At 73.8% G+C, this 24,977-nt stretch carries 20 protein-coding genes; 6 read left to right on the top strand and 14 right to left on the bottom strand.

The genetic code is table 11. The annotated features are described in order from the left end of the window. The first annotated feature begins 13 nt into the window (after window positions 1-13). Window positions 14-2,329 carry an FdhF/YdeP family oxidoreductase gene (locus tag ABZT14_RS07730; RefSeq protein ID WP_356298336.1) on the top strand — a complete coding sequence of 772 codons (2,316 nt, stop codon included), beginning with the start codon at window positions 14-16 and terminating at the stop codon, window positions 2,327-2,329. Window positions 2,330-2,350: 21 nt separating this feature from the next. On the opposite strand, the gene efeU is transcribed toward ABZT14_RS07730, so the two are convergent. From efeU to ABZT14_RS07700, 6 genes are all read right to left on the bottom strand, one after another. After that, window positions 2,351-3,184 (bottom strand): iron uptake transporter permease EfeU, encoded by an 834-nt coding sequence (efeU, locus tag ABZT14_RS07725; protein ID WP_356298334.1) that lies wholly within the window; start codon window positions 3,182-3,184, stop codon window positions 2,351-2,353. 40 nt (window positions 3,185-3,224) lie between these two features. After that, entirely contained in the window at window positions 3,225-4,478 is a 1,254-nt protein-coding gene (gene efeB / locus ABZT14_RS07720) for an iron uptake transporter deferrochelatase/peroxidase subunit (protein ID WP_356298332.1), read from the bottom strand. A 5-nt stretch (window positions 4,479-4,483) separates the two neighbouring features. Continuing rightward, complete coding sequence (gene efeO, locus ABZT14_RS07715; RefSeq protein WP_356298330.1) at window positions 4,484-5,635, bottom strand: iron uptake system protein EfeO; 1,152 nt, start codon at window positions 5,633-5,635, stop codon at window positions 4,484-4,486. Window positions 5,636-6,183: 548 nt separating this feature from the next. After that, a complete protein-coding gene (locus ABZT14_RS07710) occupies window positions 6,184-6,720 on the bottom strand; it encodes a hypothetical protein (protein WP_356298328.1) in 537 nt (178 codons plus the stop codon). Window positions 6,721-6,919: 199 nt separating this feature from the next. Further along, window positions 6,920-8,950 carry an FAD/NAD(P)-binding protein gene (locus ABZT14_RS07705; RefSeq protein WP_356298326.1) on the bottom strand — a complete coding sequence of 677 codons (2,031 nt, stop codon included), beginning with the start codon at window positions 8,948-8,950 and terminating at the stop codon, window positions 6,920-6,922. Next, the gene (locus ABZT14_RS07700; RefSeq protein ID WP_356298324.1) at window positions 8,947-9,126 is read right to left on the bottom strand and encodes a hypothetical protein; all 180 of its coding nucleotides are present in this window, start codon (window positions 9,124-9,126) and stop codon (window positions 8,947-8,949) included. Before ABZT14_RS07700 ends, ABZT14_RS07705 begins: the two co-directional genes overlap by 4 nt. Window positions 9,127-9,773: 647 nt before the next feature. Here ABZT14_RS07700 and ABZT14_RS07695 point away from each other — a divergent pair. Both ABZT14_RS07695 and ABZT14_RS07690 read left to right on the top strand, forming a co-directional pair. Then, entirely contained in the window at window positions 9,774-10,925 is a 1,152-nt protein-coding gene (locus tag ABZT14_RS07695; RefSeq protein WP_356298322.1) for an LLM class flavin-dependent oxidoreductase, read from the top strand. A 71-nt stretch (window positions 10,926-10,996) separates the two neighbouring features. After that, entirely contained in the window at window positions 10,997-11,449 is a 453-nt protein-coding gene (locus tag ABZT14_RS07690; protein WP_356298568.1) for a GNAT family N-acetyltransferase, read from the top strand. Window positions 11,450-11,606: 157 nt separating this feature from the next. On the opposite strand, the gene ABZT14_RS07685 is transcribed toward ABZT14_RS07690, so the two are convergent. The 8 genes from ABZT14_RS07685 to ABZT14_RS07650 all read right to left on the bottom strand — a co-directional run bounded on the left by ABZT14_RS07685 (window position 11,607) and on the right by ABZT14_RS07650 (window position 19,901). Then, the gene (locus tag ABZT14_RS07685; protein ID WP_356298320.1) at window positions 11,607-12,470 is read right to left on the bottom strand and encodes a glutathione S-transferase family protein; all 864 of its coding nucleotides are present in this window, start codon (window positions 12,468-12,470) and stop codon (window positions 11,607-11,609) included. A 105-nt stretch (window positions 12,471-12,575) separates the two neighbouring features. Further along, window positions 12,576-12,689 (bottom strand): putative leader peptide, encoded by a 114-nt coding sequence (locus ABZT14_RS07680; protein ID WP_356298318.1) that lies wholly within the window; start codon window positions 12,687-12,689, stop codon window positions 12,576-12,578. Window positions 12,690-12,790: 101 nt separating this feature from the next. After that, window positions 12,791-13,261 (bottom strand): Rrf2 family transcriptional regulator, encoded by a 471-nt coding sequence (locus ABZT14_RS07675; protein ID WP_356298317.1) that lies wholly within the window; start codon window positions 13,259-13,261, stop codon window positions 12,791-12,793. Between the two features lie 86 nt (window positions 13,262-13,347). Further along, entirely contained in the window at window positions 13,348-14,580 is a 1,233-nt protein-coding gene (locus ABZT14_RS07670; protein ID WP_356298315.1) for an acyl-CoA dehydrogenase family protein, read from the bottom strand. Then, a complete protein-coding gene (locus ABZT14_RS07665; protein ID WP_356298313.1) occupies window positions 14,580-15,233 on the bottom strand; it encodes a winged helix-turn-helix domain-containing protein in 654 nt (217 codons plus the stop codon). Before ABZT14_RS07665 ends, ABZT14_RS07670 begins: the two co-directional genes overlap by 1 nt. A gap of 568 nt (window positions 15,234-15,801) precedes the next feature. Further along, window positions 15,802-17,919, bottom strand: a complete 2,118-nt coding sequence (gene pabB, locus ABZT14_RS07660; RefSeq protein WP_356298311.1) for an aminodeoxychorismate synthase component I — start codon at window positions 17,917-17,919, stop codon at window positions 15,802-15,804. A 630-nt stretch (window positions 17,920-18,549) separates the two neighbouring features. Continuing rightward, entirely contained in the window at window positions 18,550-19,575 is a 1,026-nt protein-coding gene (locus tag ABZT14_RS07655; RefSeq protein ID WP_356298309.1) for a hypothetical protein, read from the bottom strand. Beyond that, a complete protein-coding gene (locus ABZT14_RS07650) occupies window positions 19,572-19,901 on the bottom strand; it encodes a PadR family transcriptional regulator (RefSeq protein WP_356298307.1) in 330 nt (109 codons plus the stop codon). Before ABZT14_RS07650 ends, ABZT14_RS07655 begins: the two co-directional genes overlap by 4 nt. A gap of 143 nt (window positions 19,902-20,044) precedes the next feature. Between ABZT14_RS07650 and ABZT14_RS07645 the strand changes: the two genes are divergently transcribed. From ABZT14_RS07645 to ABZT14_RS07635, 3 genes are all read left to right on the top strand, one after another. Beyond that, a complete protein-coding gene (locus tag ABZT14_RS07645) occupies window positions 20,045-20,764 on the top strand; it encodes a type 1 glutamine amidotransferase (protein ID WP_356298306.1) in 720 nt (239 codons plus the stop codon). Window positions 20,765-21,796: 1,032 nt separating this feature from the next. Further along, complete coding sequence (locus ABZT14_RS07640; RefSeq protein ID WP_356298304.1) at window positions 21,797-23,044, top strand: SLC13 family permease; 1,248 nt, start codon at window positions 21,797-21,799, stop codon at window positions 23,042-23,044. Window positions 23,045-23,178: 134 nt separating this feature from the next. Next, entirely contained in the window at window positions 23,179-24,972 is a 1,794-nt protein-coding gene (locus ABZT14_RS07635) for an ABC-ATPase domain-containing protein (RefSeq protein WP_356298302.1), read from the top strand. Window positions 24,973-24,977 lie beyond the last annotated feature (5 nt).

The raw sequence follows: 24,977 nt of genomic DNA, 5'->3' as shown, positions 1-24,977 counted from the left end.
AGGGGTGAAGGGCGTGCGCACACCCGGGAACGGCCGGCGGCGGTCACCGAAGGGGTCCGACGGACCGGACGGGGCGGAGTCCCACCCCTACCGTCACCCCGCCGCCGGTTGGGGAGCCGCCGCCAGCGTGGCCCGGGTGCTGGCCCGCGAACGCGAACCGCTGGACGGGCCCCAGGCCGTGATGCGGATGAACCACGAGAACGGCGGCTTCGACTGCCCGGGATGCGCCTGGCCGGACGACACCAAGGGCCTGCGACTGGACATCTGCGAGAACGGCATCAAACACGTCACCTGGGAGATGACCCGCAAGCGGGTCGGCCGCGAGTTCTTCGCCTCGCACACGGTGTCGGAACTGATGGAGTGGAGCGACTCGGCGCTGGAGAAGCAGGGCCGGCTGACCGAGCCGATGGTGTACGACCCGGAGTCGGACCGCTATCTCCCGATCAGTTGGAGCGCGGCCTTCGAACTGGCCGGCCGCGCCCTGCGCGAGCTGGACGACCCCGACCAGGCGGCCTTCTACACCTCCGGCCGGCTGGGCAACGAGGCCACCTTCCTCTACCAGTTGCTGGCCCGGGAGTTGGGCACCAACAACCTGCCCGACTGCTCCAACATGTGCCACGAGGCCAGCGGTCGCGCGCTCACGGCCTCCCTGGGCACCGGTAAGGGAACCGTCGACCTCAAGGACTGGGAGATGGCCGACGCCCTGTTCGTCATGGGCGTCAACGCCGCCTCCAACGCGCCCCGGATGCTCACCGCCCTCGCCGACGCGTACCGTCGCGGCGCACGGATCGTGCACGTCAACCCGATGGTGGAGGCCGCCGCCACCCGCACCATCGTGCCGCACGAGTTCACCGACATGGCGCTGTTCCGCTCCACCCCGACCAGCGACCTCAACCTGCAACCGCGCATCGGCGGCGACATGGCGCTGCTGCGGGGCATCGCCAAGGCGGTGCTGGAGTGGGCACCGGACGACCCCAAGGCGCTGGACCGGCAGTTCGTCGACCGTCACACCACGGGCTTCGAGGAGTACCGGGCCCTGTGCGAGGCCACCTCCTGGGAGGAGATCGAGCACCAGTCAGGGGTCGACCGCGACCGGATCCTCGCGGCGGCACGGGTCTACCGGGAGGCCGACCGCAGCATCATCAGCTGGTGCCTGGGGGTCAGCCAGCACGAACACGGCGTCGACACCGTCCGGGAGATCGTCAACCTCCTGCTGTTGCGCGGCAACCTGGGCCGGGAGGGTGCCGGCCCCTCCCCCGTACGCGGACACAGCAACGTCCAGGGCAACCGCACCTGCGGCATCAACCACCGCCCCGAACCGGAGTTCCTGGACCGGCTGGCCAAGGTCTGCGACATCCGGCCACCCCGCGCGCAGGGGCTGGACACGGTGGGCACCCTTGAGGCGATGCACCGGGGCGAGATGAAGGTGTTCGTGGGGATGGGCGGCAACTTCGCGATGGCCGCGCCGGACACCGCGTACACCTTCGACGCCCTGCGGAAGTGCGCGTTGACCGTCCAGGTCAGCACCAAGCTCAACCGCAGCCACCTGGTGCACGGCCGCCGGGCGCTGATCCTGCCCTGCCTGGGCCGGACCGAGAAGGACCACCAGCGTTCCGGTGTCCAGTCCCTCTCGGTCGAGGACTCGATGAGCATGGTCCACCTGTCGGTCGGGATGCGGCGCCCCGCCTCCCCGCTGCTGCTGTCGGAGCCGGCGATCATCGCCGGTATCGCCCGCGCCGCGCTGCCCGACAGCTCCACCCCCTGGGAGTGGTACGTCGACGACTACGACCGCGTACGGGACACCATGGCCGAAGTCCTCGACGGCTTCGAGGACTTCAACCGCCGGGTACGGCTGCCCCTGGGCTTCCGCCTCCACCAGCCGGCACGGGAACTGGTCTTCTCCACCCCGTCCGGTCGGGCCGAGTTCTCCACCGCCCCGCTGCCGGACGTGGTGCCCGCCCCCGGCACCCTCTCGCTGGGCACCATGCGCTCCCACGACCAGTGGAACACCACCATCTACTCCGACGACGACCGCTACCGGGGCGTCAGGAACCTGCGCCGGCTGGTGTTCATGAACGCCGAGGACATGCGGGAGCGCGACATCGGGAAGTTCGACCCGGTCGACATCACCAGCACCGCCAAGGACGGCAGCACCCGTTCCCTGTACGGCTACCTGGCGATCCCGCACGACATCCCCCGGGGCTGCGCGGCCGGCTACATGCCCGAGATGAACGTGCTCTGCGCCATCGGCGACTACAGCGTCCAGAGCGACCAGCCGCTGATGAAGCACCTCAAGGTCACCGTCGTCCGCGCGGAGGCGGTGGACTGAACCCGCGCGAGGGCCCCTCGGTCAGCTCGCCGGCGCTGGAGAGGGGCCCCGCTCGGAACGGCGCGGCAGCAGGAAGAGCACCAGGACCGGCACCAGGTACAGGGACCAGACGACGGTCTGGAGCACCGTCGGGTCGGGCTGGAAGTTGAAGACCCCCTTGAGCAGGGTCCCGTACCAGCTGTCCGGGGGCACGGCCTCGGAGACGTCGAAGGCCTTGGTGCCCAGACCGCCCAGGAACCGGGCCTCCTGGAGGTCGTGCACGCCGTAGGCCAGCACCCCGGCGGCCACCACGACCAGCATCCCGCCGGTCCAGGTGAAGAACCTGGCGAGGTTGATCCGCAGCGCGCCCCGGTAGAACAGCCAGGCCAGGAACACGGCGGTGACCAGCCCGAGGAGCACCCCGAGCAGGGGCGCCTGGGTGCCTTCACCGCTGGCCCGTACCGAGGCCCAGACGAACAGCGCGGTCTCCAGCCCCTCCCGGCCGACCGCCAGGAAGGCCGTGAGCACCAGGGCGCCGGTGCCCATGGCCAGGGCGTGGTCCAACCGGCCCTGGAGGTCGGACTTCAGGTGCCGGGCGGTACGCCGCATCCAGAAGACCATCCAGGTCACCAGGCCCACCGACAGGATGGACAGCGAGCCCCCGAGGGCCTCCTGCGCCTCGAAGGTCAACTCCTTGGAGCCGAACTCCAGGGTGGCGCCGAACGCGAGCGAGAGCAGGCAGGCGGCGGCCACACCGGTCCATACCGGCCTGAGGGCCTCCCGCCGGTCCGTCTTGACGAGGTAGGCGACGAGGATGCAGACGACGAGAGCCGCCTCCAGTCCCTCACGCAGACCGATCAGATAGTTGCCGAACACCTCGGCCCCCCTTCCTGGTGGGTGGTCTCCCGGCGGATGGTCACGTCAGCAACTCCCGTCCCCACCAGTCGCGGTGGTCGCGGACGCCGGGAGGCACGGCGAAGACCGCCGAACCGACGTGCTGGATGTACTCGTTGAGCGCGTCGTGCCGGGCCAGCCGACGCTGCACCGGGATGAAGGCCCGACGTACGTCGCGCTGGTAGGCGAGGAAGAACAACCCCGCGTCCAGGCGGCCGAGGCCGTCCGTCCCGTCGGTGAAGGAGTAGCCGCGCCGCAGCATCCGCGCCCCGTCGTTGGTGTCCGGGTGGGCCAGCCGTACGTGCGCGGTCGGAAGCATGGCCCGCAGCGACGGGCTCTCGTGCTCGTGCCGCCTACCCACCGCGGCGCCCTCCCGCTTGTCCCGGCCGAACACGTCCTCCTGCTCCCGCAGGGAGGTGCGGTCCCAGGTCTCGATGTGCATACGGATACGCCGGGCGACCAGGTAGGAGCCGCCCACCATCCAGTCCGGGCCGTCGGCCTCGGGCACCCACACGTGCCGGCGCAGCGCGGCCTCGTCGGAGCCGTCGATGTTCGCGGTGCCGTCCTTGAAGCCGAACAGGTTGCGCGGGGTCTGGGTGCTCGGGGTGGTGGACGAGGTCTTGCCGAAGCCCAGTTGGGACCAGCGGATGGCGGCCCGGCCGAAGGCGATGCGGGACAGGTTGCGTACCGCGTGCACCGCCACCTGGGGGTCGTCGGCACAGGCCTGCACACACAGGTCCCCGCCACTGCGCGCCCGGTCCAGGTTGTCGCCGGGGAACCGGGGCAGGTCCACCAGGGCCTCGGGGCGCCGGTCGTGCAGGCCGAACCGGTCCTTGGCGAACAACGAGGGCCCCAGACCGAGGGTGAGGGTGAGCCGGGCCGGGGGGAGCCCCAGGGCCTCGCCGGTGTCGTCCGGCGGCGACTCGGGCAGCCCACCGGTGGCCCCCTCCCCCACGGGGTCACCCCGGGTCAGCGCGGCGGCTGCCCGGGTCCAGTCCCGCAGCAGCGCCACCAGTTCGGCGCGGTCCTTCGTGGTGACGTCGAAGGCGGCGAAATGGAGCCGGTCGGGAACCGCCGTGGCGATGCCCGCCTGGTGGGCCCCGTGGAACTCCACGGCCTCGTCGGTGTGCGCGGGCGCCTCGTGCGGGTACAGGGCCGCCGCGCTGCCCCCGGCGGCGGCGCCGAGGGCCAGCCCCGCGCCGCCCCAGCCGAGCAGGGCCCGGCGGGAGGGCCGGACGCCCTCGCCGCCGGGCTCGCCGTCACGGTCTCGCTCCACCACCGCTAGCGCTTGCCGACCACGGCCGCGGCCAGCTTCGACAGGGGCTCGGCCAGGGCGTTGACCACGTCGGACAGGGACTTGCGGTCCTTCTTGCCGACGGTGTCGTAGCTGACGAAGTCGTGGCTGCCCTTGCCGTTCCGCAGGGGTTCGAGTTCCTTGTTCAGCGCGTCGAAACGGGCGTCCAGCTGCTTGACGAGCTTGGGGTCGTTCTTCCGCGCCACCGGCTTCAGCAGGGAGTACGCCTTCTCCGCCCCCTCGACGTTGGCCTTGAGGTCGACCAGGTCGGTGTGGCTGTAACGCTCCTCCTCACCGGTGACCTTGCCGGTGGCGACCTCGTCCAGCAGTTCCTTGGCACCGTTGGCCATCGAGGTGGGGTCGATCCGCGCGGTGCCCACCCGGCGCCGCCAGTCGTCCAGGTCCTTGTCCAGCTTGGTGGCGAGCTTCTTGTCCCGCGCGGTGATCTTCTTGTCCTTCCACAGGGAACGCTCCAGCCGGTGCCAGCCGGTCCAGTCCTTCTCGACGTCCTGGCCGTCCTCCAGACCGTCCTCCCGCACGTCGACCTTGGGGTCGATGTCGCCGAAGGACTCGGCCACCGGCTCGGTGCGTTCCCAGCCGATACGGGAGGGCGCGTAGGTCTTCCTGGCCTCGTCGAGGTCGCCGGCACGCACCGCGTCGGTGAACTTCTTGACCTTGGGCAGGGTCTGCTCGGCCTGCTGGCGGCTGTAGGAGCGGTAGGCGGCGACGGCGGCGTCCAGCTTGGGGTCGCGCTTGGTCTTGCTCTCTCCGGTGATGGTGAGCTTCTGCCGGATGCCGTTGCCCCTCATCCCGGGCTTGCAGGCGATCTCGTAGTCGCCGGCCTTGATCTCGGCGGTGATCTTCGCCTTGGTGCCGGCGCCGATGTTCTCGCGCTCGGTGACGATGCGGTCGTCCGGGTAGAGCACGTAGACCTCGGTGACCTTGGACCCCTTGTTCTCCACGGCCAGTTCGAGGTGGCCGGCGTCGGCCTTCTTGGTGGAGGTCTCGCAGGCGGTGTCCGTGGCGGTGACCTTGATGGCACCGTCACCTCCCCCGTCGGACTTGTCGGCGCAGCCCGCGACGGTGATCAGCGCGGCGGTGGCCGTGAGGGCGGTGAGGGCACGAACTGCGGACGGCATGGGTGACTCCAACAGGATGGTGGAAGCCTCCGGGTGAGGCTCACCTAAGTTAGCCTTGCCTTACTCGGCTTTACCTTCCCTTGAGGCAAACAGGGGGAGCCCATGGCGATTTCGAGCCACTGCCGTGATCGCACCCCGGGGAAGTACGGACCAATCCCCCGCCCCACCCCGCCAGTTGGCCCGCACACGGGGCGGCGCGAGCCCCGATGCCCAGCCACCAGCCACGGGGCGACCGCCCGAAGCGCCCCGTACGAGCCGAGGCCCCGCCACCACCGCGTACCGGCACCCGAGGGGGACCCGCCCCCGGAGCCCCTCAGACACGTGCGGCTGCCCGGGCTCGCCGAACAGCCGCGCCCCGCCCCGCCGTTGGGCACCCCGGGGGCCGCCGCACGAGGGGGGACGAGGGCGGAGGGCAGGGGGCCGGCCCGGAGGCTGAGGGGCGTTCCCGGTCCCCCCGGAACCTCCATCAGTGGTCCGCGCACACGAACGGGCCCTCCAGGGGCCTGTGCCCGCTTCTCCCTGGAGGGCCCGTCACCGCGAGTGCCGGATCAGCACATGGTCGGTCGCATGACCTCGTAGGGGCTGGCCCAGTTGGCGCAGCCGGGGTCGGAGTGTCCGTACCAGTTGTGGCCGAACTCGTGGGCCGCCAGCAGGCCGAAGTCGCTCACCAGGGTGGAGAGCATGATGCGCTGGCCCTGGCCCCAGTTGCAGCCCACGACGTTGCCGCCGGTGTCACCGCAACCCTCGACGTAGCCACCGGTGCACTCCACCGGGGTGCCGCTGGACGCGGTCTCGTTGGCCTCGCCCCAGTAGTTGGCGCCCTGGCGTATCTGGGCTTCCTTGCCGCTACAGGAGGCGGTGATGTGGTAGCTCCAGGCGGCCTGGGTCTTGAACTCGCCCTTCGACGACGGTGGGGCGGCGTCGGTGAGGTCACCGGTGCGGTATCCACCGGTGGGGTCGGAGGCGACCGCCTGGGTGGCGGAGGCTTCCTGGCCCTGCGCAGTGGCCGTGGCGGTGAGGGGGAAGGCGAACACCACGGCCGCGGCCAGGGCGGTGGTGGTGAGTCTTCGGATCAACTTCATCATGTGTCGACGTCTCCTCGACGTGGGGGGATGCGACACCGTCCACGGTGGTACGGGCCCTGAACGGCGTCGCGCGTGACCGGGCCCGAACCGCAACCCGTGGGGTTGATCGGGCCGAACAGTACTGGGGGCCGGGGGCGTCGCCAAGATGTCGCACAGAATGAGTTCGTAAAGTCCGAACTCCCGCTCTTGCGTGGCGAGTTCAGTCCCCCGGCCCGGACCGCGCGGGGGCTCCGGTGGCACCGCCCCGGGCCGTGGTCCCCTCCGGGCCGGCCGACTCCCGCGAGTCCCCGACCCCGGTCCAGGCCCCGGCCCAGGTCGCCAGAGTGGTCAACAACCGCCGGGCCAGGGCGTCGTTCTGTCGGAAGGCGGCGGCGTCGGTACGGGGACGGGCGAAGGCGGCGACGGAACGGACGCTGGTGGGCGCGCCCAGGGCCAGCCGTCGGGGGTGGGGCCCGCCCAGCGCGGGGGTGTGGACACCGGCGCTGTCCGGGTCGACCCGGATGAGCCCGGTGGGATGCCTGCCGCTGTCGTCGGTGAGGGTCTCCTCGACCAGTTGGCCGGACCGGTACAGCCGGCGCAGCAACGGGTCCTCGGTGCGGGCCAGCGAGGGGCGGGGCAGGTAGGCCTCGATCAGCGTGGTGGCCGTGACCCGGTGGCCGGGCAGCGAGGTGGAGGTGGCGTGGAAGCGGCCGGCGTCCTCGTCGGCGGTGACCGTCGTCCCGGCGCCCAGGAACCGCACCACCCCGGCCTCGGAGAGTGCGAGCAGTTCGCGGAGCCGGAAGGGGGGCGGGCCGGAGGCGTAGTAGCTGAAGAACCCGTGCCACCAGCCGTCGAGTTGGTGGGCGACCGACTCGGCGCTGAGCCGGTGGGAGGCGACGAGCCGGGGCAGGTTGCCGTAGAGGGAGAGCAGGGCGAGGAAGGCGCCGAGGTCGGCGCTGTGGCCGGGGTCGGTGCGGCGGGCGATGTCGGCGGTGACGTGGTCGCGCAGCCGGTTCTCCAGGTGCGCGGGGTGGGTGAAGACCTGTCCGGCCAGGGGCCGGTCGTAGGCGTCGAGGTCGAGCCGGTCGGCGGGGTCGGGTACGGCCTCGGCCAGCAGGCGGTTCAACGGGGGTGTGTCCCAGGTGTGCTGGTCCAGGGCGGCTCGTACCTCCGCCCAGGGCAGGCGGGTGCGTTCGGGGTGGGCGTGGAACAGCTCGTGGTAGTAGCCGTAGCCGATCTCCTTGGCCATCTCGGGCCACACGTCGCGCCGCAGGTCCAGTAGCCGCCCCTCCCGTCGGGAGCGTTCGGCCAGGGCGTCCACCCGCTCGGGGCCGAAGTAGCGCGGGAGGGGCGCCCGTTCGGCCTGGAGGGGGTAGCCGGGTTTGCAGCGGTAGGGCACTCCCCGGCGGGAGCCGACGTACAGCACCGGCTCCCGCCCGGAGGGCCGGTACTCCAGCCGTCCGTCCTCACGTTCCCGGTGGTGGCCTCCGCGCCCCTCGGTGAGCAGGGTCATCAGGTCGACGAAGGCCAGGCCGAAGCCGCGCAGGAGGACCGGTTCGCCCGGTCGTACGTGGTCGAGGTCGGCGTCGGCGGAGTACTCGGGGGGCTGGTAGTCCAGCCGGTGGCGGGCGGCGAACGCGGCCAGCTCGCGGTGTTCGGCGGCCGGGCGGGCGCTGAGGTGTCCCTGGGCGAGGAGCACCAGGTCGGCCACCAGGGGTTCGGAGCGGCCGGCCAACTGGAGCCGCTGGGGGCCGTCCACGGGTCCGGTCAGGGCGGTGGCCCGGGCGCGGTGGACCCGTACCTCGACATACGGGGGCAGGGCGTCCAGGGCGCGCCGGAACGCCCAGTCCAGGTAGGCGCCCTGGGCCCGGCGGGTGGCGAAGTCGGTCGGGGCGAGGGCGCGCAGCTCGGCCCGCACCTCGGGGTCGCGCGGGGGCTGGTGGGGCGGGTACCGCTCGGGGTGGGCGGCCCACTCCGCCAACGAGGGGCCCGGACGGATGGGGCCGGTGACCCGCGAGGTCTCGTCGGTGAACAGGGTGACGTCCTCGGCCATGGAGTTCATCCGCAGCAGCGGCGACTGCCGGTGCCGCCACACCCGCCCGGCGCCCGGGGGGTGCGGGTCGACCAGTTCGAGGCGCAGCGGGTGCCGACCGTCCCACAGTTCCGGGGCGTTGGCGGCGAGCCGCTCCAGCAGCCCGGTGGTCCGGGGGCCGGCGCCCACCACGGCCAGGGTCACGGGTCGGCGGCTCACCGGCGGCTCCCCACGGCGCCCCGGTGGCCGGCGCCGGAGGCGATCAGCGAGGCCAGTCGGGCGCGCAGCAGGTGGGCGCCGATCCTGAGGCGGCGCGGCACCGGCCCCCGGGTGGGGCGGGCGCGTGCCGTGGGGCCGGGCGCGGTGGTGGACGCGCGTGGGCGGGTGAGGGCCATGGAGGGCTCCGGGGCTGGGGTGCTGAAGGGGGGTTGGGGAGTGCTGAGGGGTGGGACCGCATGGCGGGCCCGGCTCCCGCGCCGGGTGCGTACGGGGTGCCGTCACGCCTGTCCCCCGACGTCTCCGGCGCCGCTCCCTCAGCGCGGCGTCCCCCAGCAGGCGTCCCGTCAACGCCGTGTCCCTCAACACGGCGCGCGGAAGGGGCCGTCGGGCCGGTCCGGGCCCCACGGGGTCTCGCTCCTTCGAGGCTAGGAGCGGGGTGCTGCGGCCGTGTGAACAGCGTGTGGCGGCTTCCCGATCCGCGCCCGGTGGCGGTTGACGGCCGGAATCGGGCGCTGGTGCACTTGTCGACATGTGCACTGAGCCGCCGCTGGTCTCGCGGGAGCACATCGACCTCGGTCGGGTGTGGTCCGCCTCGTGTCATCGGCCCCGCTGACCCGAACCGACCCGGTACGCCGGCCGCCCGGCACTTCCCTCACCCTCACCGCACCCGCACCGCACCCGCACCGCCGCCCGTCGTCACGCCCGCCGTGGCGTGCCGCGTCCGGGTCCCCCTCCTCGTTCCTCCCGGTGTCCTCCCCGCTGTTCCCCCGCCCCGCCCAGCGCTTTCCGCGTACACCGGCCCCCTTCGAGAAAGGCCCGTGCCATGCCCGTGGAGTTCCTCGGTATCGCCGCCACCCACGACGGGTCGGAGACCAGCCCCCGCTCGGGGCCGGCCTTCGACCGGGAGTACACCCTGCGGCTCGCCCGCGCGCACGAGGACCACGGCTGGGACCGGGTGCTGTTCGCGTACGGCTCCGGCTCGCCCATCCCCATCCCGGCCGCCGGCTACCTGGCGGCCAGGCTGGAACGGCTCCAGATCCTGCTGGCCCACCGCCCCAACGTGGCCTACCCGACCTACGCCGCCCGGGCGTTCGCCACCCTGGACCAGATCAGCGACGGCCGGCTGACCGTCCACTTCATCACCGGGGGCAACGACCACGAGCAGCGGCGGGAGGGCGACACCCTCACCAAGGACGAGCGGTACGCCCGCACCCACGAGTACATCCAGATCGTCAAGAAGGTGTGGACCCGCGACGAGCCCTTCGACCACGAGGGCGCCCACTACCGGTTCCACGACTTCGTCAGCGACGTCTTCCCCGTCCAACGGCCCCACCCCGGGGTGTCCTTCGGCGGCTCCTCCCCCGCCGCGTACCGGGCCGGAGGCGCGGAGGCCGACATCTACTGCCTGTGGGGCGAGCCCCTCACCGAGACGGCCGCCCAGATCGAGGCGGTACACCAGGCGGCCCGGGAGGCCGGCCGGTCTCAACCTCCGCGTATCCAGGTGGCGTTCCGCCCCATCATCGCGCCCACCGAGGAACTCGCCTGGGAGAAGGCGCACCGCACGGTGGACGCCATCCGTGAGCGTCGGGCCGGGGGCCAGCCGGTGTCACGGCGCCACCACACCAGCGCCCCGGAGAACACCGGGTCGCGGCGGCTGATCGCCATCGCCGAACAGGGGGAGCGCTTCGACCGCGCCCTGTGGACGCCCACCGCCGCCGCCACCGGGGGCGCGGGCAACTCCAACGCCCTGGTGGGCACCCCGGAGACGGTCGCCCAGGCCCTGCTGGACTACTACGACCTGGGCGTCGACATCCTGTCCGCCCGGGGCTACGACCTGCTGGGGGACGCCATCGACTTCGGCCGCCACGTGATCCCCCTGGTACGGGAGGAGGTCGCCCGCCGGGAACGGGAGGGGGCCGAGCGGGGGCCGCAGACCCTGGGCCGCACCCTGGAGCGGCTGGCGGCGGCCTCGTGAGCGCGCCGACCGGACGGGCGGGTGCGGTGACCGCGCACCACACCACGGTGGACGACCCCCTGGTGGGGCCGATGCTGCGGGACCTGGAGGACACCTACCTGCGGCTGTACGGGGCGGAGGCCGAGGGGGAGATCAGCCGGTACCCGGCCTCGGAGTTCGCCCCTCCGCACGGCACCCTGCTGGTGCTGCTGGAGGAGGGCCAGCCGGTGGCCGGGGGTGCCTACCGGCGCCACGAGTCCCCGGACACGGCCGAGTTGAAGCGGATCTGGACGCACCGGGCGCACCGGCGCCGGGGGCTGGCCCGTCGGGTGGTGGCCGAACTGGAGCGCCGGGCCACGGTGGCGGGGTACCGCCGGATCTTCCTCACCACCGGGCCCCGCCAGCCCGACGCCCGCGCCCTCTACCTGGACCTGGGCTACACCCCGCTGTTCGACCTGGCCGCCGACCCGGAGACCGTCGGGCCGCTGCCCTTCGAGAAGCGGCTGCCGGCCGACCACCCCCTTTCCGGCGGCGTCGAGGGCTGAGCCCTCCCCCGGGCGCCGGGGTCTCCCCGACCATGCCCCCGGCCCCCACCGGTCGACCCGGCGTCAAGGCCGGGAGCGGCCACCCACGGAGCACCGCGAGGGCCGCGACCCGGGACAACGCCGGCACGGGACCGGCGCCGGGGGCGGGGCGGTGGCCTCAGGACGAGGGGACGGAGGAGCGGCTCCGTCGTTCCGGCCACCGCACGATGCGTACGGCGGCGCCGGCGGCCTCCAGTCCACGGCACTGGGCGTGGTGGCGTCGGGTGATCGTCTCCACGTCCAGGTGGGCACGGAAGGCGGGCAGGGCGGCCAGCCGCCGCGCGTAGGCCCACAGGTCGGCGTACTCCGCGAGGTGGTGCACGGCCAGGGCGTCCAGGTGCCAGCGGTGGACCAGGTCCAGGCGGAGCAGGGCCACCCACAGCCGGATGTCGGCGGCGACCGGCTCGGAGCCCCACAGCAGTCGCCGCTCCCCCAGCAGCCCGGTCAACTCGTCCATGGAGCACAGGAGTTGGTCCAGTGCCTCGGCCCGCTGGAGGGGGCCGACGTCCGCCTGGCCGGCACGCTGGGCGGCGTCCTCCAGCCCGTCGGCGCACAGTCGGTCCACGGTCCGCAGCAGGGGTTCGGCCGCTTCCGGGTACAGCTCCGGCCGCTGGTCACCGAACTGGTGGGCCAGGTCGACCAGGATGTCCGGCAGGTGGTCGCTGACGATCCGTCCGGTCCAGCCGTCGCTGAGCACCGGGGCGGTGGCCGGGCCGGGGTGGTGGTGCCAACTGGCCTCGTACAGGGGGACGAGGGCGGTGTAGCCCTCGCCGGGGGCGTCGGGTACCGCCGGCAGCCAGTGCACCGGCAACACCTCGGACAGGTCCAGCAGTTCGTGGGTGATGGCGACGCGCAGACACTCCGGGCAGGAGGGCGACAGGTGGAGGCGGTAGCGGTGCGGGACCGGGTAGTGGCCGCTGCGTCGGTCGCGGCCGATCCTGCCGCGCAGGGACGGCACGGTGGTACGGGGCGTGGCGGACATGCTTCTCCCTGTGGTCGGGGGCTGCACACGGGGTGGGCACGGGCACACGGCGACGTCGGCGTGTGCGACGGGAGGCTGGTCGAGGGGGGGCCGGGCCGCGAGGGTTCAGCGGGCGGGGCCGGCGGCGCTGCACACGCGCAGCAGGTCAACGTGGCGACGGGAGGTGAGGAGCGGCGAGGAGGGGGCCTTGACCGAGGCGTTCGGTGCCCAACTCCGCATCGTTTCCTATCCGTTCGCTGGGGAATCCGCGTACTCCAGTGTCGAGCCGCCCCCGGCACGGGTCAAGAGGGGCTGCCCCGGCCACCGGCCCGGACGGGCGCTCACTCCGCCGCGTGAGGATTGGTCCACGCCTCGGGGTCCTGGGCCAGGTCCCGCACCTGGGGCGGGAGTTCGGCCGAGGCCACGTCGGCCAGGGTGACCTCGCCGAGGATCTTGCGGACGTTGGCGCGTACCGCGATCCACAGGGGCAGCAGTTCCCGGGCCGGCCCGGTGTACGACAACTGGGGCGGGCGCACCCCGCGCACCGACACCAGCGGTCCGTCCACCACCCGGATCACCTCGGCGATGGCGATCTCCTCCGGGGGCCGCGCCAGTCGGTAGCCGCCCTTGCCCCCGCGCTGGCTGGCGACCAGGCCGCCCCGGCGCATGTCACCGAGGATGGCCTCCAGGAACTTGTGCGGAATCCCCTGGGCGGTGGCGATGGCCTCGGCCTTGACCGAGGTGTCCGCTCCGGCGGCGGCCAGTTCCAGGGCCGCCCGTACCGCGTAGTCCGCCCGCGCCGAGATCCGCATGGCGCGATTATCCGCCACGGCCTCGGCCCGCGCCGAGTCGGTGGCCGGTGGGCTGGGTCATGGGTGGGCCTCGGGTGTCCGATGGGTCAACAGGGCAGGGCGAACGGCGGGTGGGAGCCGTTCAGGAGGTGGTCGCCGACCTCGCGCAGCCGGCGCGGGGTGGGGGTGTGCAGGGCGCGGGTGCGGGCGTTGCGCCAGAAGCGGTCGAGGCCCTGCTCGCTCGCGGCGGAGCAGGCGCCCACCACCTCAAGGGCGCGCGAGGAGACGTCCTGGGCGGCGCGGGTGGCGGCGGCCTCGGCGGTGGCGGCCAGGGTGGCGATCTCGGCGGCCTGCTCGTCGGTGAGGTCCTCGCCCAGGGCCAGCCCCTCCAGCAGCCCCTGGGTGGCCTGGTCGGTGAGGGCCGCCGAGGAACGGGCGGCGACCACCAACTCGCCGTAGGTGGACAGCTCGTGGGGGTCCTGGGAGGGCGGGCCCTCCCAGGGGGAGCGGACGGCCCGGCGGTACTCCCGTACCTCGGCCAGCACCCCTTCGGCGATGCCCACACACAGCTGGGCGGACACCAGCAGGCCGGTGGGGACGGCGAGGGTGGCGAACGGGGAGAGCACCCCCTCGTCGGCGGACAGCGAGCCGAACACCTGGGGCAGCCCCACGGGTACCGCGTCGAAGACGACCCCGCAGCCACCGGCCAGGCGCTGGCCGAAGGTGTCGGTGGGCGCCTCCCGTACGACACCCGGATGTTCCGGGTCCACCAGGACGGCCAGGGGCTCGCCGCTGTCCGCGCGCCGGGCCCGTACGGCCAGCCGGTCCGCCACCCGGGCGCCGGTCGCGAAGCACTGCCGGCCGTCCAGCAGGTACCCCTCGGGCCCGGGGCTGAGGATCAGTGGCTCTCCGGGCGTCTCGTAGGCGCCGCCCCAGCACCAGGCACCGGCCGCCGACTCCCGTTCGACCCGGGTGGCCAGTGTCGGGCTGGCGAAGAAGCGGGGGCCGTAGGACAGGAAGTAGTGGTTGCCCAGGAGTTGGCCGATGGCCGCGTCCACGGCGGCCACCTGCCGTACGGCGGCGAGGGCGGCCCGCCAGTCGGCGCCGGCACCACCGTGTTCCCGGGGCACCAGCAGGCCCAGCAGCCCCGCCTCCCGGAGCCGTGCGACCTCGTCGTACGGCGGCCGGCCCGCCCGTTCCCGGGGAACCGCGTCGGTGGCCAGGTCCTCGGCCACCTCACGCACCACACGGGCCAGTTCCTCGGAGTCCCGCACCACCGCCGGCTCGTCCTCCTCGGTGCGGGGCGCGGGGACGGGCCTGACGGCGGCGGGGGCTCCCATCAGGACTCACAGGAGGCGGAGGGGCCGGCCGGTTCCCGCTGGCCCCGGGGTGCGGGCACGTACTTGTAGCCGACCCGGCGGATGGTGACGATGCGGTCGCGGTGCGCCCGGCCCAGCTTGCGCCGCAGCCGCGCGATGTGGACGTCGACGGTGCGCCCGTCACCGATGTGGCCGTAGCCCCACACCCGGGTCACCAGGGACTCGCGGGAGTGCACCCGGTGGGGGTGGGCGACCAGGTGGGCGAGCAGCTCGAACTCCAGGTAGGTCAGGTCGAGCACCCGCCCGTCCACCTCGGCCAGGTGCCGTTCGGCGTCGATGCGGATGCTGTCCCCCTTATCGGCGGTGCCGGGGGTGCCGGCGGTGTCGGCGGCCTCGCCGACCTCGGGGCGGACCACGCTGGCGACCGCCCCGGCGGGCGCGGGGGTCGCGGGGGCGGGCTGCGCCGGTGTGGGCTGCGGGGCGAAGGCGGCGACCTGGCTGGGGTGCAGGGCGTGGACCTGGGGCCGGGCGCCGTCGGTGAACAGCTGGGCGGGGTCGGTGCCTTCGGGCACCAGCACCAGGTAGCCGACCAGGCGGGTACCCGCCTCTCGCTTGGGCGGTACCAGTCGCAGTCGGCGACTGTCGGGGTGGGGGGCGGGAAGCGCGACAGACATGGGATCACCTTGGGGTGCCGTCCCGTTCACGGGTGGGGAACGGGTGGGAGGGAGGTACGGGGCGTCGGGCCGGCCGTCGGGGGCGAGCCGGTCGGGCGGCTCGTCCGGGGCGTCACTCCGGGTTCGGGTCGGACCGGTGAACCGGTACGGGTGCCGTGGGCCGCGAAGGCGGTGGAGGAACCCGACGGTGCCGGGCGGGTGGGCCCGGCGGTGATCCGAGACGCCCCGGCCCCTGGCGGGGCGACGAGGGAGGCGGGAGGGCGCGGAACGCGCGGTCAGGGACGACAGCAGGCGTCGCTGGCGACGTGACCGTAGTCGACATGCCGGCGGCGAACGAGCGGCTGCTGCGTGCGAGACATGTGACCATCCTGCGGGCCCCGGGGAGGGAGCGTCAATGTTTTCCTAGAAAACTGGTAGGAAAACTGATGGGAAAAGCCGCCGTGGCCCGCCCTCCCCCGACCGGGCGACCCGGCTTCCGCGCCTCCCCACGGGCACTCACCTGGCCGGCAACGCTCCCTCGGCGTCCGGGAGTCGCCCCTCCCGGGCGGGTACCGGACCCACCTGACGCTCAGTTGCCCGGAAGCCGCCCGACGCCCAGGGCCCGGGCCGGGGCACGGGCCTTGAGCAGCATCTCCGCGTACTCGGCCGCCGGGTCGGAGTCCAGCACCACCGCGCCGCCCGCCCCCAGGTGCCAGTGCTCGCCCTGACGCACCAGGGTGCGGATGACGACGTTGAGGTCGGCGGTGCCGCCACAGCCGAGGAAGCCGAGGACCCCGGAGTAGACCCCCCGGGCCTCCTCCTCCAGACCGTCGATGATCTCCAGGGTGCGGGCCTTGGGGGCGCCGGTCATCGAACCGCCCGGGAAACAGGCCCGCACCGCGTCCAACGCCCGGAGCCCGGGGGCCAGTTCGCCGCGCACGGTGGAGACCAGCTGGTGCACGGTGGTGTAGCTCTCCACCGCCATCAGCACCGGTACGTGGACCGAACCCACCCGGCAGACCCTCCCCAGGTCGTTGCGGAGGAGGTCCACGATCATCAGGTTCTCGGCACGGGTCTTGGCGTCGCTCCGCAGCTCCCGCCGTATCCGGGCGTCCTGGGCCGGGGTGTCCCCCCGGGGTGCGGTGCCCTTGATGGGCTTGGCCTCCACCGTCCGGTCGGCGCCGACCCTGAGGAAGCGTTCCGGGGAGGAACAGGCCACCTCCAGGTCACCCCACCGCAGATAGGCGGCGTACGGGGCGGGGTTGAGGGCGCGGAGTCGGCGGTAGGTGGTCCACCCGTCCTCGGTGGCCGGGAGTCGGGCGTGGTTGGTGAGGCAGACCTCGTAGCTCTCACCCCGCCACAGTTGACGCTGGGCGGCCCGTACGTCGGCCAGGTAGCGGGCGCGACCCCTGGCCAGGTGAGGTTCCACCTCGGGTCCGGCGCCGGCCGGGAGGGGCGGGACGGGGACCAGTACGGCCAGGGCGTGGGCGGTCTCCCGCAGCCACTCCTCGGCGGTGGCGGCGGTGCCCGGGTCCTGGCTGAGGGCGCACAGGTGGGTGTGGCCCCGCTCGTGGTCGACGATCAGGAACCGGTCGGCGAACAGCCAGCCGGCGTCCGGGGTGGCCGCGCGGTGCCGCCCCCTGGTGGCGTGCGGGACGGTGTCGGCCTTGACCTCGTAGCCGAGGTAGCCGACGTAGCCGCCGTGGAAGTCGCCGGGCAAAGGCGGGGCGTCGATGACCCGGCGCTCCAACTCCTCGCGCAGGTAGTCCAGTACGGGTCGGGGGTGGACCGTCGGCGGCCCGGGGGTGCCCGGGACGGTGACCGTCACCCGGGTCCGGTCCACCTGGTAGCGGACCACCTCGGACAAGGGGCCGTGGGCCTCGCCCAGGTAGGAGAAGCGGGCCAGTCCGGGTTCCACGTGGGCGCTGTCCAGCCAGAACGAGTGGCGGGAGGACAGGAAGAGGCGGGCGAAGGCGGCTTCGGTGTCGACGGCCCGGTCCAGTCGTCGGGTGTGGAGCCGGTAGTGGAGGCGGGCGGGCTCCGGCCTCCTCCCTTCCGTCGCTTCCCGCCGGGCGGGCGGGCGCCGGCGGGGCACCGGGGACACGGCCCGCTGGCGCGCGGCGTCGGCGCGGCTGAGCTGGTGGAAGTTGGCGAGCAGCCGCAGCCCGTGTTCGGTGTGCACCGACTCGGGGTGGAACTGCACGCCCCATCGGGGCAGTCGACGGTGCCGCAGGGCCATGACCACCCCGTCCTCCGCCCAGGCGGTGGCCTCCAGTTCGGGCGGCAGGGGTTCGGTGACGCGCAGGGAGTGGTAGCGCACCGCCGGGAAACCGTCCGGTATCCCGGCGAACAGGGCGTCCCCGCCGTGCCGTACCGGTGACCGGTGACCGTGCCGGGCCCGGGGCGCGGCCTCCACCCGTCCGCCGGCCACCAGCGCGATGCCCTGGTGGCCCAGGCAGACGCCGAGGGTGGGCAGTTCGGTCTTGTGCAGCAGGTCCCAGGAGAGGCCGAAGTCACGGGGGCGGTCGGGGCGGCCCGGCCCGGGGGAGATCACCACGTTGTCGTAGGCGTCCAGGTCCAGGTCGCCGAGTTGGGCGGCGTCGTTGGCCAGCACCTCGGGCGGCCGGCCGCCCGCCTGGGCGAGCAGGTGGAAGAGGTTGTAGGTGTACGAGTCGTGGTTGTCGATCAGCAGGGTCCGCACCGGCACGCTCACTTCACCCGGGCCGGAGGGGCGGCCGGTCTTCGGCCGTCGGGGGCCGGCGTCCGGGTGCTGCCTCCCGGCACACGTCCGGCCGCGACCTCCCACCGTGTTGCCGTCACTCGCCGACGCACCGCCCCGCTCCCTCCTCTACCTCGGTCCGCGCGAACCGGTGCCCGCTGGTGATGTTCCGCGACGCACCGGCCAGGGGCTGTCACGACCACCTCCGCCACGGCCGGGGCGACAGCCGAGCGTGCCAGACGCCGGCCCGTTTCACCAGGTCGCCCCGGGTGGACGGCGCGGAAGGTGAGCACTCTCACCCCCGTGGACCGGGTACGGACCGGTGGAGGCCGACTCCCGTACCGCGCGGGGCACTTGGGGGCGTTCGGATCACCACGAGGCTCGCGTGCGGTGTCCCCGCGCGCGCCGCACCTCGCCGCGTTGTCGCGGTACCGCCGTAAGCCCCCGTGAGCCCCGTAAGCCGCTGTGGGCCGCCGTCGCCGATGCGCCGCGCCGTCTCCTTCTCCGCCCCGCGGGGTCCCAGGGCGTACGGCACCGGAAGGCGCTCCGCCCCTCCAGAGCCCCACGGGCACGTCCCGGCCGGGGCGGCCCGCGCCAGCCGGCGCCGGTACGGCCGCCTCAGGCGTCCAGCCGCTTCTTCACCAGCCGTACGATCACGCCCAGCCCGAGCAGGATGAACAGGGACACGAACCAGAAGTGGCAGGAGGTCAGGTCGGCGGAGCGCAGCACGTCCTCGTTGGCGAAGCCCACCAGGGCCACCAACAGGGCCAGCGCGATGGCCTCCCGCCGGGCCTTGCGCCGGGCGAGGCGGGCGCCCCGGGCCAGTCGGGCGGCGTACAGGGCGACGTCCCCGTAGGTCTCCTGGGCGTTGCCCCCGGAGGACGCCAGGTGGGAGCGGACCTCGCTGGTGTGGGTGCGGGCCTCGGCGGCGGGCAGTCCGTGTCGGCCGCGCAGCAGTCCGTCCAGCCGGCGCACCCAGCGGCTGTTGTCCCGCTCCTCCTCTGGCCCCTGGAGCCACCGGTCCAGACGGGAGTTGGTGATCAGGGCGATCACGCCCAGCACCAGGGCGGGTCCGAGCAGCAGCAGGGGGGCGGGCAGCCGGAACAGGGCGGCCTGGGAGAGCCCGTTGGCGCTGGCGATGCCACCGATCCCGGCGGCCAGGCTCAGCCCGCCCCAGGCCCACATGGGGCGGAACCGGCCGGCGTTGCGGAGTCCGGCGGCGGTGCAGGCGGCGAGCGCGGCGAGGATGTAGAGGAAGGCCAGGGTGCCCAGGGCGGGTGAGACCTCCACCCAGAAGCCCCGGCTCACCCAGTGGATGATCACCAGGGTGAGCCCGGTGACGGCGGAGGCCACCGCGAGGGTGCTGAAGCGTTCACCGGGTCGGACCCCGGACAGGTCCACCGAGGAGGTGTGGGCCTCGTCGATGCGTTCGGCGGCGACCTCGTCGGCGTAGACGCGCGGGTCCCCCAGCAGTTCGTCCAGACTGGGCTCGCCCGCCTCGTGGACCAACTGCCGCACTTCGCCCAGCACCTGGGCGGCCAGCCCGGCGGGCGCCTCGTGGCGGAGCACCAGTTCGGTCTCGAAGGTGGCCGCCCATCGCCGGTCCTCCGCGCGCTCCCACTGAATGTCGTGCGACGTGGTCATGCTGCCCCCGTGAGTGTGGCGACGGTACTGGTGAAGTGCTGCCAGTCCACGCGGTCCGCCTGGAGCCGGTCACGCCCCTCCGCGGTGATGGCGTAGTACTTGCGCCCTGGTCCCTGCTCCCCCGGCGACCACCGGATGGCCACCGCTCCTTCCTCGGCGAGACGAGTGAGGGCAGGGTAGAGGGTCGCGGGTTTCACCCCGTCCAGTCCGGCCTGGGACAGTCGGTTGAGCAGGGCGTATCCGTAGCTCTCTCCCTCGGCCTCCAGGACGCCCAGCAGGCACAGCTGGAGGCAGGCGCGTGTCCAGGCACCCTGTGATGAGGCCATCTCCCCACTCTCCCCGTCGAGACTTTCGAGAACTCGGACTAGTCCGAAACTTAGAATAGTGAACGGCGAAGGGGGAACCCCCGTGCCGGTAACCGTTCGGGTACGGCAGGCTGGTGGGCAGCCGTACGGGAGGAGCGAGGAACATGGGGCAGAGCCCACGACTGCTGACCGTCCAGAACGGCCCGACCGGGGGCCCCGGACGCTGGGGCGACTGGCTCGCCGAACGGGACATCGCACTGGACGTGGTCCACGGGTACCGGGAACAGCCCCTGCCCCGACGCCTGGACCACGACGGGCTGCTGGTCCTCGGCGGCAGCTACCTCCCCGACGAGGACGACCGCGCCCCCTGGCTGGCCCCCACCCGCGCCCTGGTCGACCAGGCACTGGAGCGCGGCGTACCGGTGTTCGGCATCTGCCTGGGCGGGCAGATGCTGGCCCAGGTCGCCGGCGGGCAGGTACGCGGCCAGTGGGGCACCCCCGAGTTCGGCAGCACCCGCCTGGAGCTGCGCCCCGAAGCCGACGCCGACCCCCTGTTCGGCCAGCTCCCCGGTACGGTCACCGCCATCGAGAACCACGTCGACCAGATCACCGAACTACCCGCCGAGGCCCACTGGTTGGCCTCCAGCGAGCACTGCCCCCACCAGGCGTTCCGGGTCGGCGACACGGCCTGGGGCGTGCAGTTCCACCCCGAGGCCGGCGCCCAACGGCTGGCCCACTGGGGCGAGGAGCGACTGAACCGGCACGGGGTGGACCGGGAGGAACTGCGGCGGGCCGCCGAACGGGACGAGCCAACCTCGGAGCCGGTCTGGCGACAGGTGGCCGACCGTTTCGCCGCCCAGGTACGGGAGCGGAGCGCCGCCTGAGGCGTGGGGGCACCGGGTGGCCGCGAACTTTTTGCGGGTGCCCACGCGCCCTCTTGTGGTTGCGCCCGGTGGGCAGCTTCCGACGCGGCTGGCCCTTGCGACCGAGCGTCGTCGTGGCCGTCGTCGACGCCATCGGGAACCTCGCGCCATCGGGCGCTGCACCTGCATCTGGACGTGGTCCACCGGGTCAACGGACGCGTTCGGGCACCCTGGGCCCGCGCCGTCCCGACCACGGGGCCCTCTTCGGGTGGGTGGCCTGGTTCGCCCGTGGGGGCCGGGATGACGGCGAGGGCCGGGTTCGGTCGTGCGCCGATCGGCGGCCCAGCCGGGGGCCGCGCGGGGACATCCCCCGTGAGTCGGAGCGTGTCGGCCACGTCTCCCGGGTCGCGGCGTGCGCGAGCGAGCGGGGCGGCGAACCCCCGTACGACACAAGCGGATCGCTGTCTCACGACCGGGGCCGACGCCGAGGGTTCGGGACCGCCCCGGCCACAGCGGGGCACGGAGGCACCCGCCGAAGGGTCGCGGCCCCGCGCGGTGGCGGACGGGTCCGATACGGCGCGGCAGCGCCAGTGCGACGAGATGCGGTGACACGGCACGCGAGCCGCCCGGCGGTCCGCACCAGGAGCCCGGGTGGAGCCGGCGAGAGCCCCCCGCCGAAGCGGGGCAGGGGCCCCCGCCGGCCGTACGCGGTCGCGTCATCGCCGGTCCGGGCCCCGGAAGCCGGCTCCGCGACCGTCGGGAGTGACGGCCCGCCCTCGTGGCACCACACCGGCACCCCCTCACACCGGGGACCGCGCGGGCCCGCTGGGGGACGGAGTACGCCCACGGCCACGGCACCGTCGGAGCCGGGCGCGAGGCCGCGTGACGTCCCGCGAGGCGCAGCGCGGCGCGGCGCCCCGACGCCACACGGTCCGTAGGGGCTGCGGGTCCGACCGCTCACCGAACGCGGCGGCCGGGCACCACCCGTGCGCCGACACCCCTCGGGCCCTCCGGGGCACGCGCGGTCGGCGGCTCATGGCACCCTCGCCGGTGATGACCGAGATCCTTTCCGTGGCCCTGCTGGTGGGCGTGCTGGTCTTCGCGGTGGCCCGCCCCCGGGGCTGGCCGGAGGCCGTGGCGGCGGTGCCGGCCGCCGGCCTGGTGATGGCCTGCGGGCTGATGTCGCCCCAGGACGCATGGGCGCAGACCCGGGAACTGCTCCCGGTGGTCTGCTTCCTCGCCCTCGTCCTGGTACTGGGCCGACTGTGCGCGGTGGAGGGTCTGTTCGACGCCGCCGGGGGTGCGGTGGCGCGCTGGTGCGGGGCCGGTTCGGGGCGACTGCTGGGCGGGGTCTTCCTGCTGGCGTCGGCGGTGACGGCCGTACTCAGCCTGGACGCCACGGTGGTGCTGCTGACCCCCGTGGTCTGGGCGACCGCGCGGAGGGTGGGGGCGGTGGCTCGGCCGCAGCTGTACGCCACCGCCCATCTGGCCAACTCGGCCTCGCTGTTGATGCCGGTCTCCAACCTCACCAACCTGCTGGCCCTCAGCGTCAGCGGGCTGTCCTTCACCCGGTTCACCGCGCTGATGGCCCTCCCCTGGCTGGTCGTGATCGGTGTGGAGTACCTCCTCTTCCGACGGTTCTTCCGCCGCGACTTGGCGGCCGGGCTGTCCGAGCCGGCCGCCGCCCCCGCGTCCGGCCCCCGGCCGGTCTTCGCCCTGGTCGTCCTGGCCCTGACCATGGCCGGTTTCGTCGGCGGCTCGCTGGCCGGCCTCAGCCCGGCCTGGGCCGCGCTGGCCGGGGTCGCGGTGCTGGCGGTACGGAACCTGCGCCGGGGGCGGGCCACCCTCGGCGGCCTGGTGGGCGCGGCCGACCCCGCGTTCTGCGGGTTCGTCCTCGGACTGGGCGTGGTGGTGCGGGCGGTCACCGACCACGGGCTGGGGGACGCCCTGGAACGGGTGCTGCCGGTCGGGGACAGCCTGCCGGCCCTCCTCGGGGTGGCGGTGGTGGCCGCCCTGCTGGCCAACCTGATCAACAACCTCCCCGCCGCCCTGGCGCTGCTGCCCATGGCCGGGACCGGGGGCGCCGGGCCGGTGCTGGCGGTGCTGATCGGGGTGAACATCGGCCCCAACCTGACCTACGTCGGTTCCCTGGCCACCCTGCTGTGGCGGCAGGTGCTGCACGGGCACGGGGTACGGGTCGAACTCGGACGGTTCACCCGGCTGGGACTGCTGACCGTACCGGCGACCCTGGTGGCCGCCACCGTGGCGCTGTGGCTGATGCTGGGCCTGCTGGGCGGCTGACGCCCGCCGCCGGTGGCCCGGGGCACCGGACGTCGTACGGGCACCGCCCCGCCGTGCCCGGTGCGGGCACAGAACCTAGGCTGCGGTCACGCACATCGCACACGAAGCTGTCCGCTAAGGATCTGGTACCCCTCATGCCTCAACCCCCATACCGTTCACGTCACTTCGGCTCCTCCGGCCCCCGGGGCCCGCGCAGGTCACCGGGGGGCCGCCCGGACCGTGGGGAGGCGGCGCCCCGTACCGGTGGGGTCCGGGACGGGCTGGAGCACACCCTGCGGCAGATGGACGGCTCCTCCTACGGCCGCTACAAGTCCCTCATGGGCCGCTGGCGGCTGGGCCACGCGGAGCTGGAGATCGTACGGGCGCAGGCCGACCCCTACGCGCCCCCGGCCCGGGTGGCGCTGCACGTACCCTCCTCCGTCGCCCAGCTGCCCCCCGAGCTGTGGGACCACCCGGTACGCCGACGGGCCCTGGCCAGCTACCTCACCCGGCAGGCGGTCCGAGCCGCCGGCGGTGAGGGCCTGGTGATCGACGCCGGCGGACAGGAGGTGCTGGACCGCAGCGCCTGCCAGATCGCCGACGAGACAGCCGCCGACCCCGGCGCGGTGACCCTGCGGCTCAACGCGTCCCTGCCCGGCCAGGGGCGCCGTATCGACGGGACGGCCGCGCACCAGCTGCTGTGCGTACGTCTACCCCGGCTGGTGGAACGCGCCCTGCGGTACGCCGCCCTGGACGACGCCGCCGCCCGGCGCTTCGTCCACACCGTGGAGGACTCCGACGCCCTGCGTCGCCAGCTCGCCGACCGGGGCCTGGTGGCCTTCGTGGCGAACGGGGCGATGCTGCCACGCCGCAGCGGGGTGGACGACCGGCCGCTGCGGGCCGAGGGCGCGGTGCCCTTCCGTACACCGGAGGAACTGAGCGTCACCGTGGAGCTGCCGCACGCCGGGCGGGTGACCGGGATGGGCGTCCCGGAGGGCGTCACCCTGATCGTGGGTGGCGGCTTCCACGGCAAGTCGACCCTGCTGCGGGCCCTGGAGGCCGGGGTGTGGGACCACCTGCCGGACGACGGCAGGGAGTTGGTGGTCTCCCGGGCGGACACGGTGAAGATCCGCGCCGAGGACGGCAGGCGCATCGAGGGCGTGGACCTGCACGCGTTCGTCAACCACCTGCCCACCGGCCAGCCCACCGACGACTTCCGCACCGAGAACGCCTCCGGGTCCACCTCCCAGGCCGCCTCCCTGGTCGAGGCGGTGGAGGCCGGCGCCAGCACCCTGCTGATCGACGAGGACACCGCGGCCACCAACCTGATGATCCGGGACGCCCGGATGCAGGCCCTGGTGGCGAAGGAGCAGGAACCACTGACGCCCTTCATCGACCTGGTGCGCTCACTGCACCGGGACCGAGGGGTGTCCACGGTGCTGGTGATGGGGGGCTGCGGCGACTACCTGGAGGTGGCCGACCGGGTGATCATGATGGACGCCTACACCCCCAGCGATGTCACCGACCGCGCCCGGGAGTTGGCGCGGGTGCCCACCGGACGGACGGTGGAGGGGGACCGCTTCCCGGAGACGACCGGCCGGCGCCCGGTGGCCCGCTCGGTGGACGCGGAGGCCCGGGGCCGTACCCGGTTGCAGGCGCGGGGCACCGACGCCCTGGTGTTCGGGGAGAGCACCGTCGACCTGCGTTCGGTGGAGCAGATCACCGACGCCTCCTACGTCCTGGGGGTGGGCCACGCCCTGGAGCTGCTGGTACGCGGCGGCCACCTGGAGGGCAACACCGTCGCCGAGGCCCTGGACGCCCTGGAACGTGAACTGGCCGACGGGGTGGGCCCGTTGCTGGCGATCCGGGACGAGGCCTTCGCCGTACCGCGACGGTTCGAGGTGGCCGCCGCCCTGAACCGGCTGCGCACCCTGCGGGTGCGCCACTGACGGAC

Origin of the sequence: Streptomyces sp. NPDC005438 (assembly GCF_040606315.1) — a bacterium.
Taxonomy (GTDB): domain Bacteria; phylum Actinomycetota; class Actinomycetes; order Streptomycetales; family Streptomycetaceae; genus Streptomyces.
The sequence above is the reverse complement of the archived record's forward strand: the minus strand, read 5'-3'. Positions and strand labels throughout refer to the sequence as shown.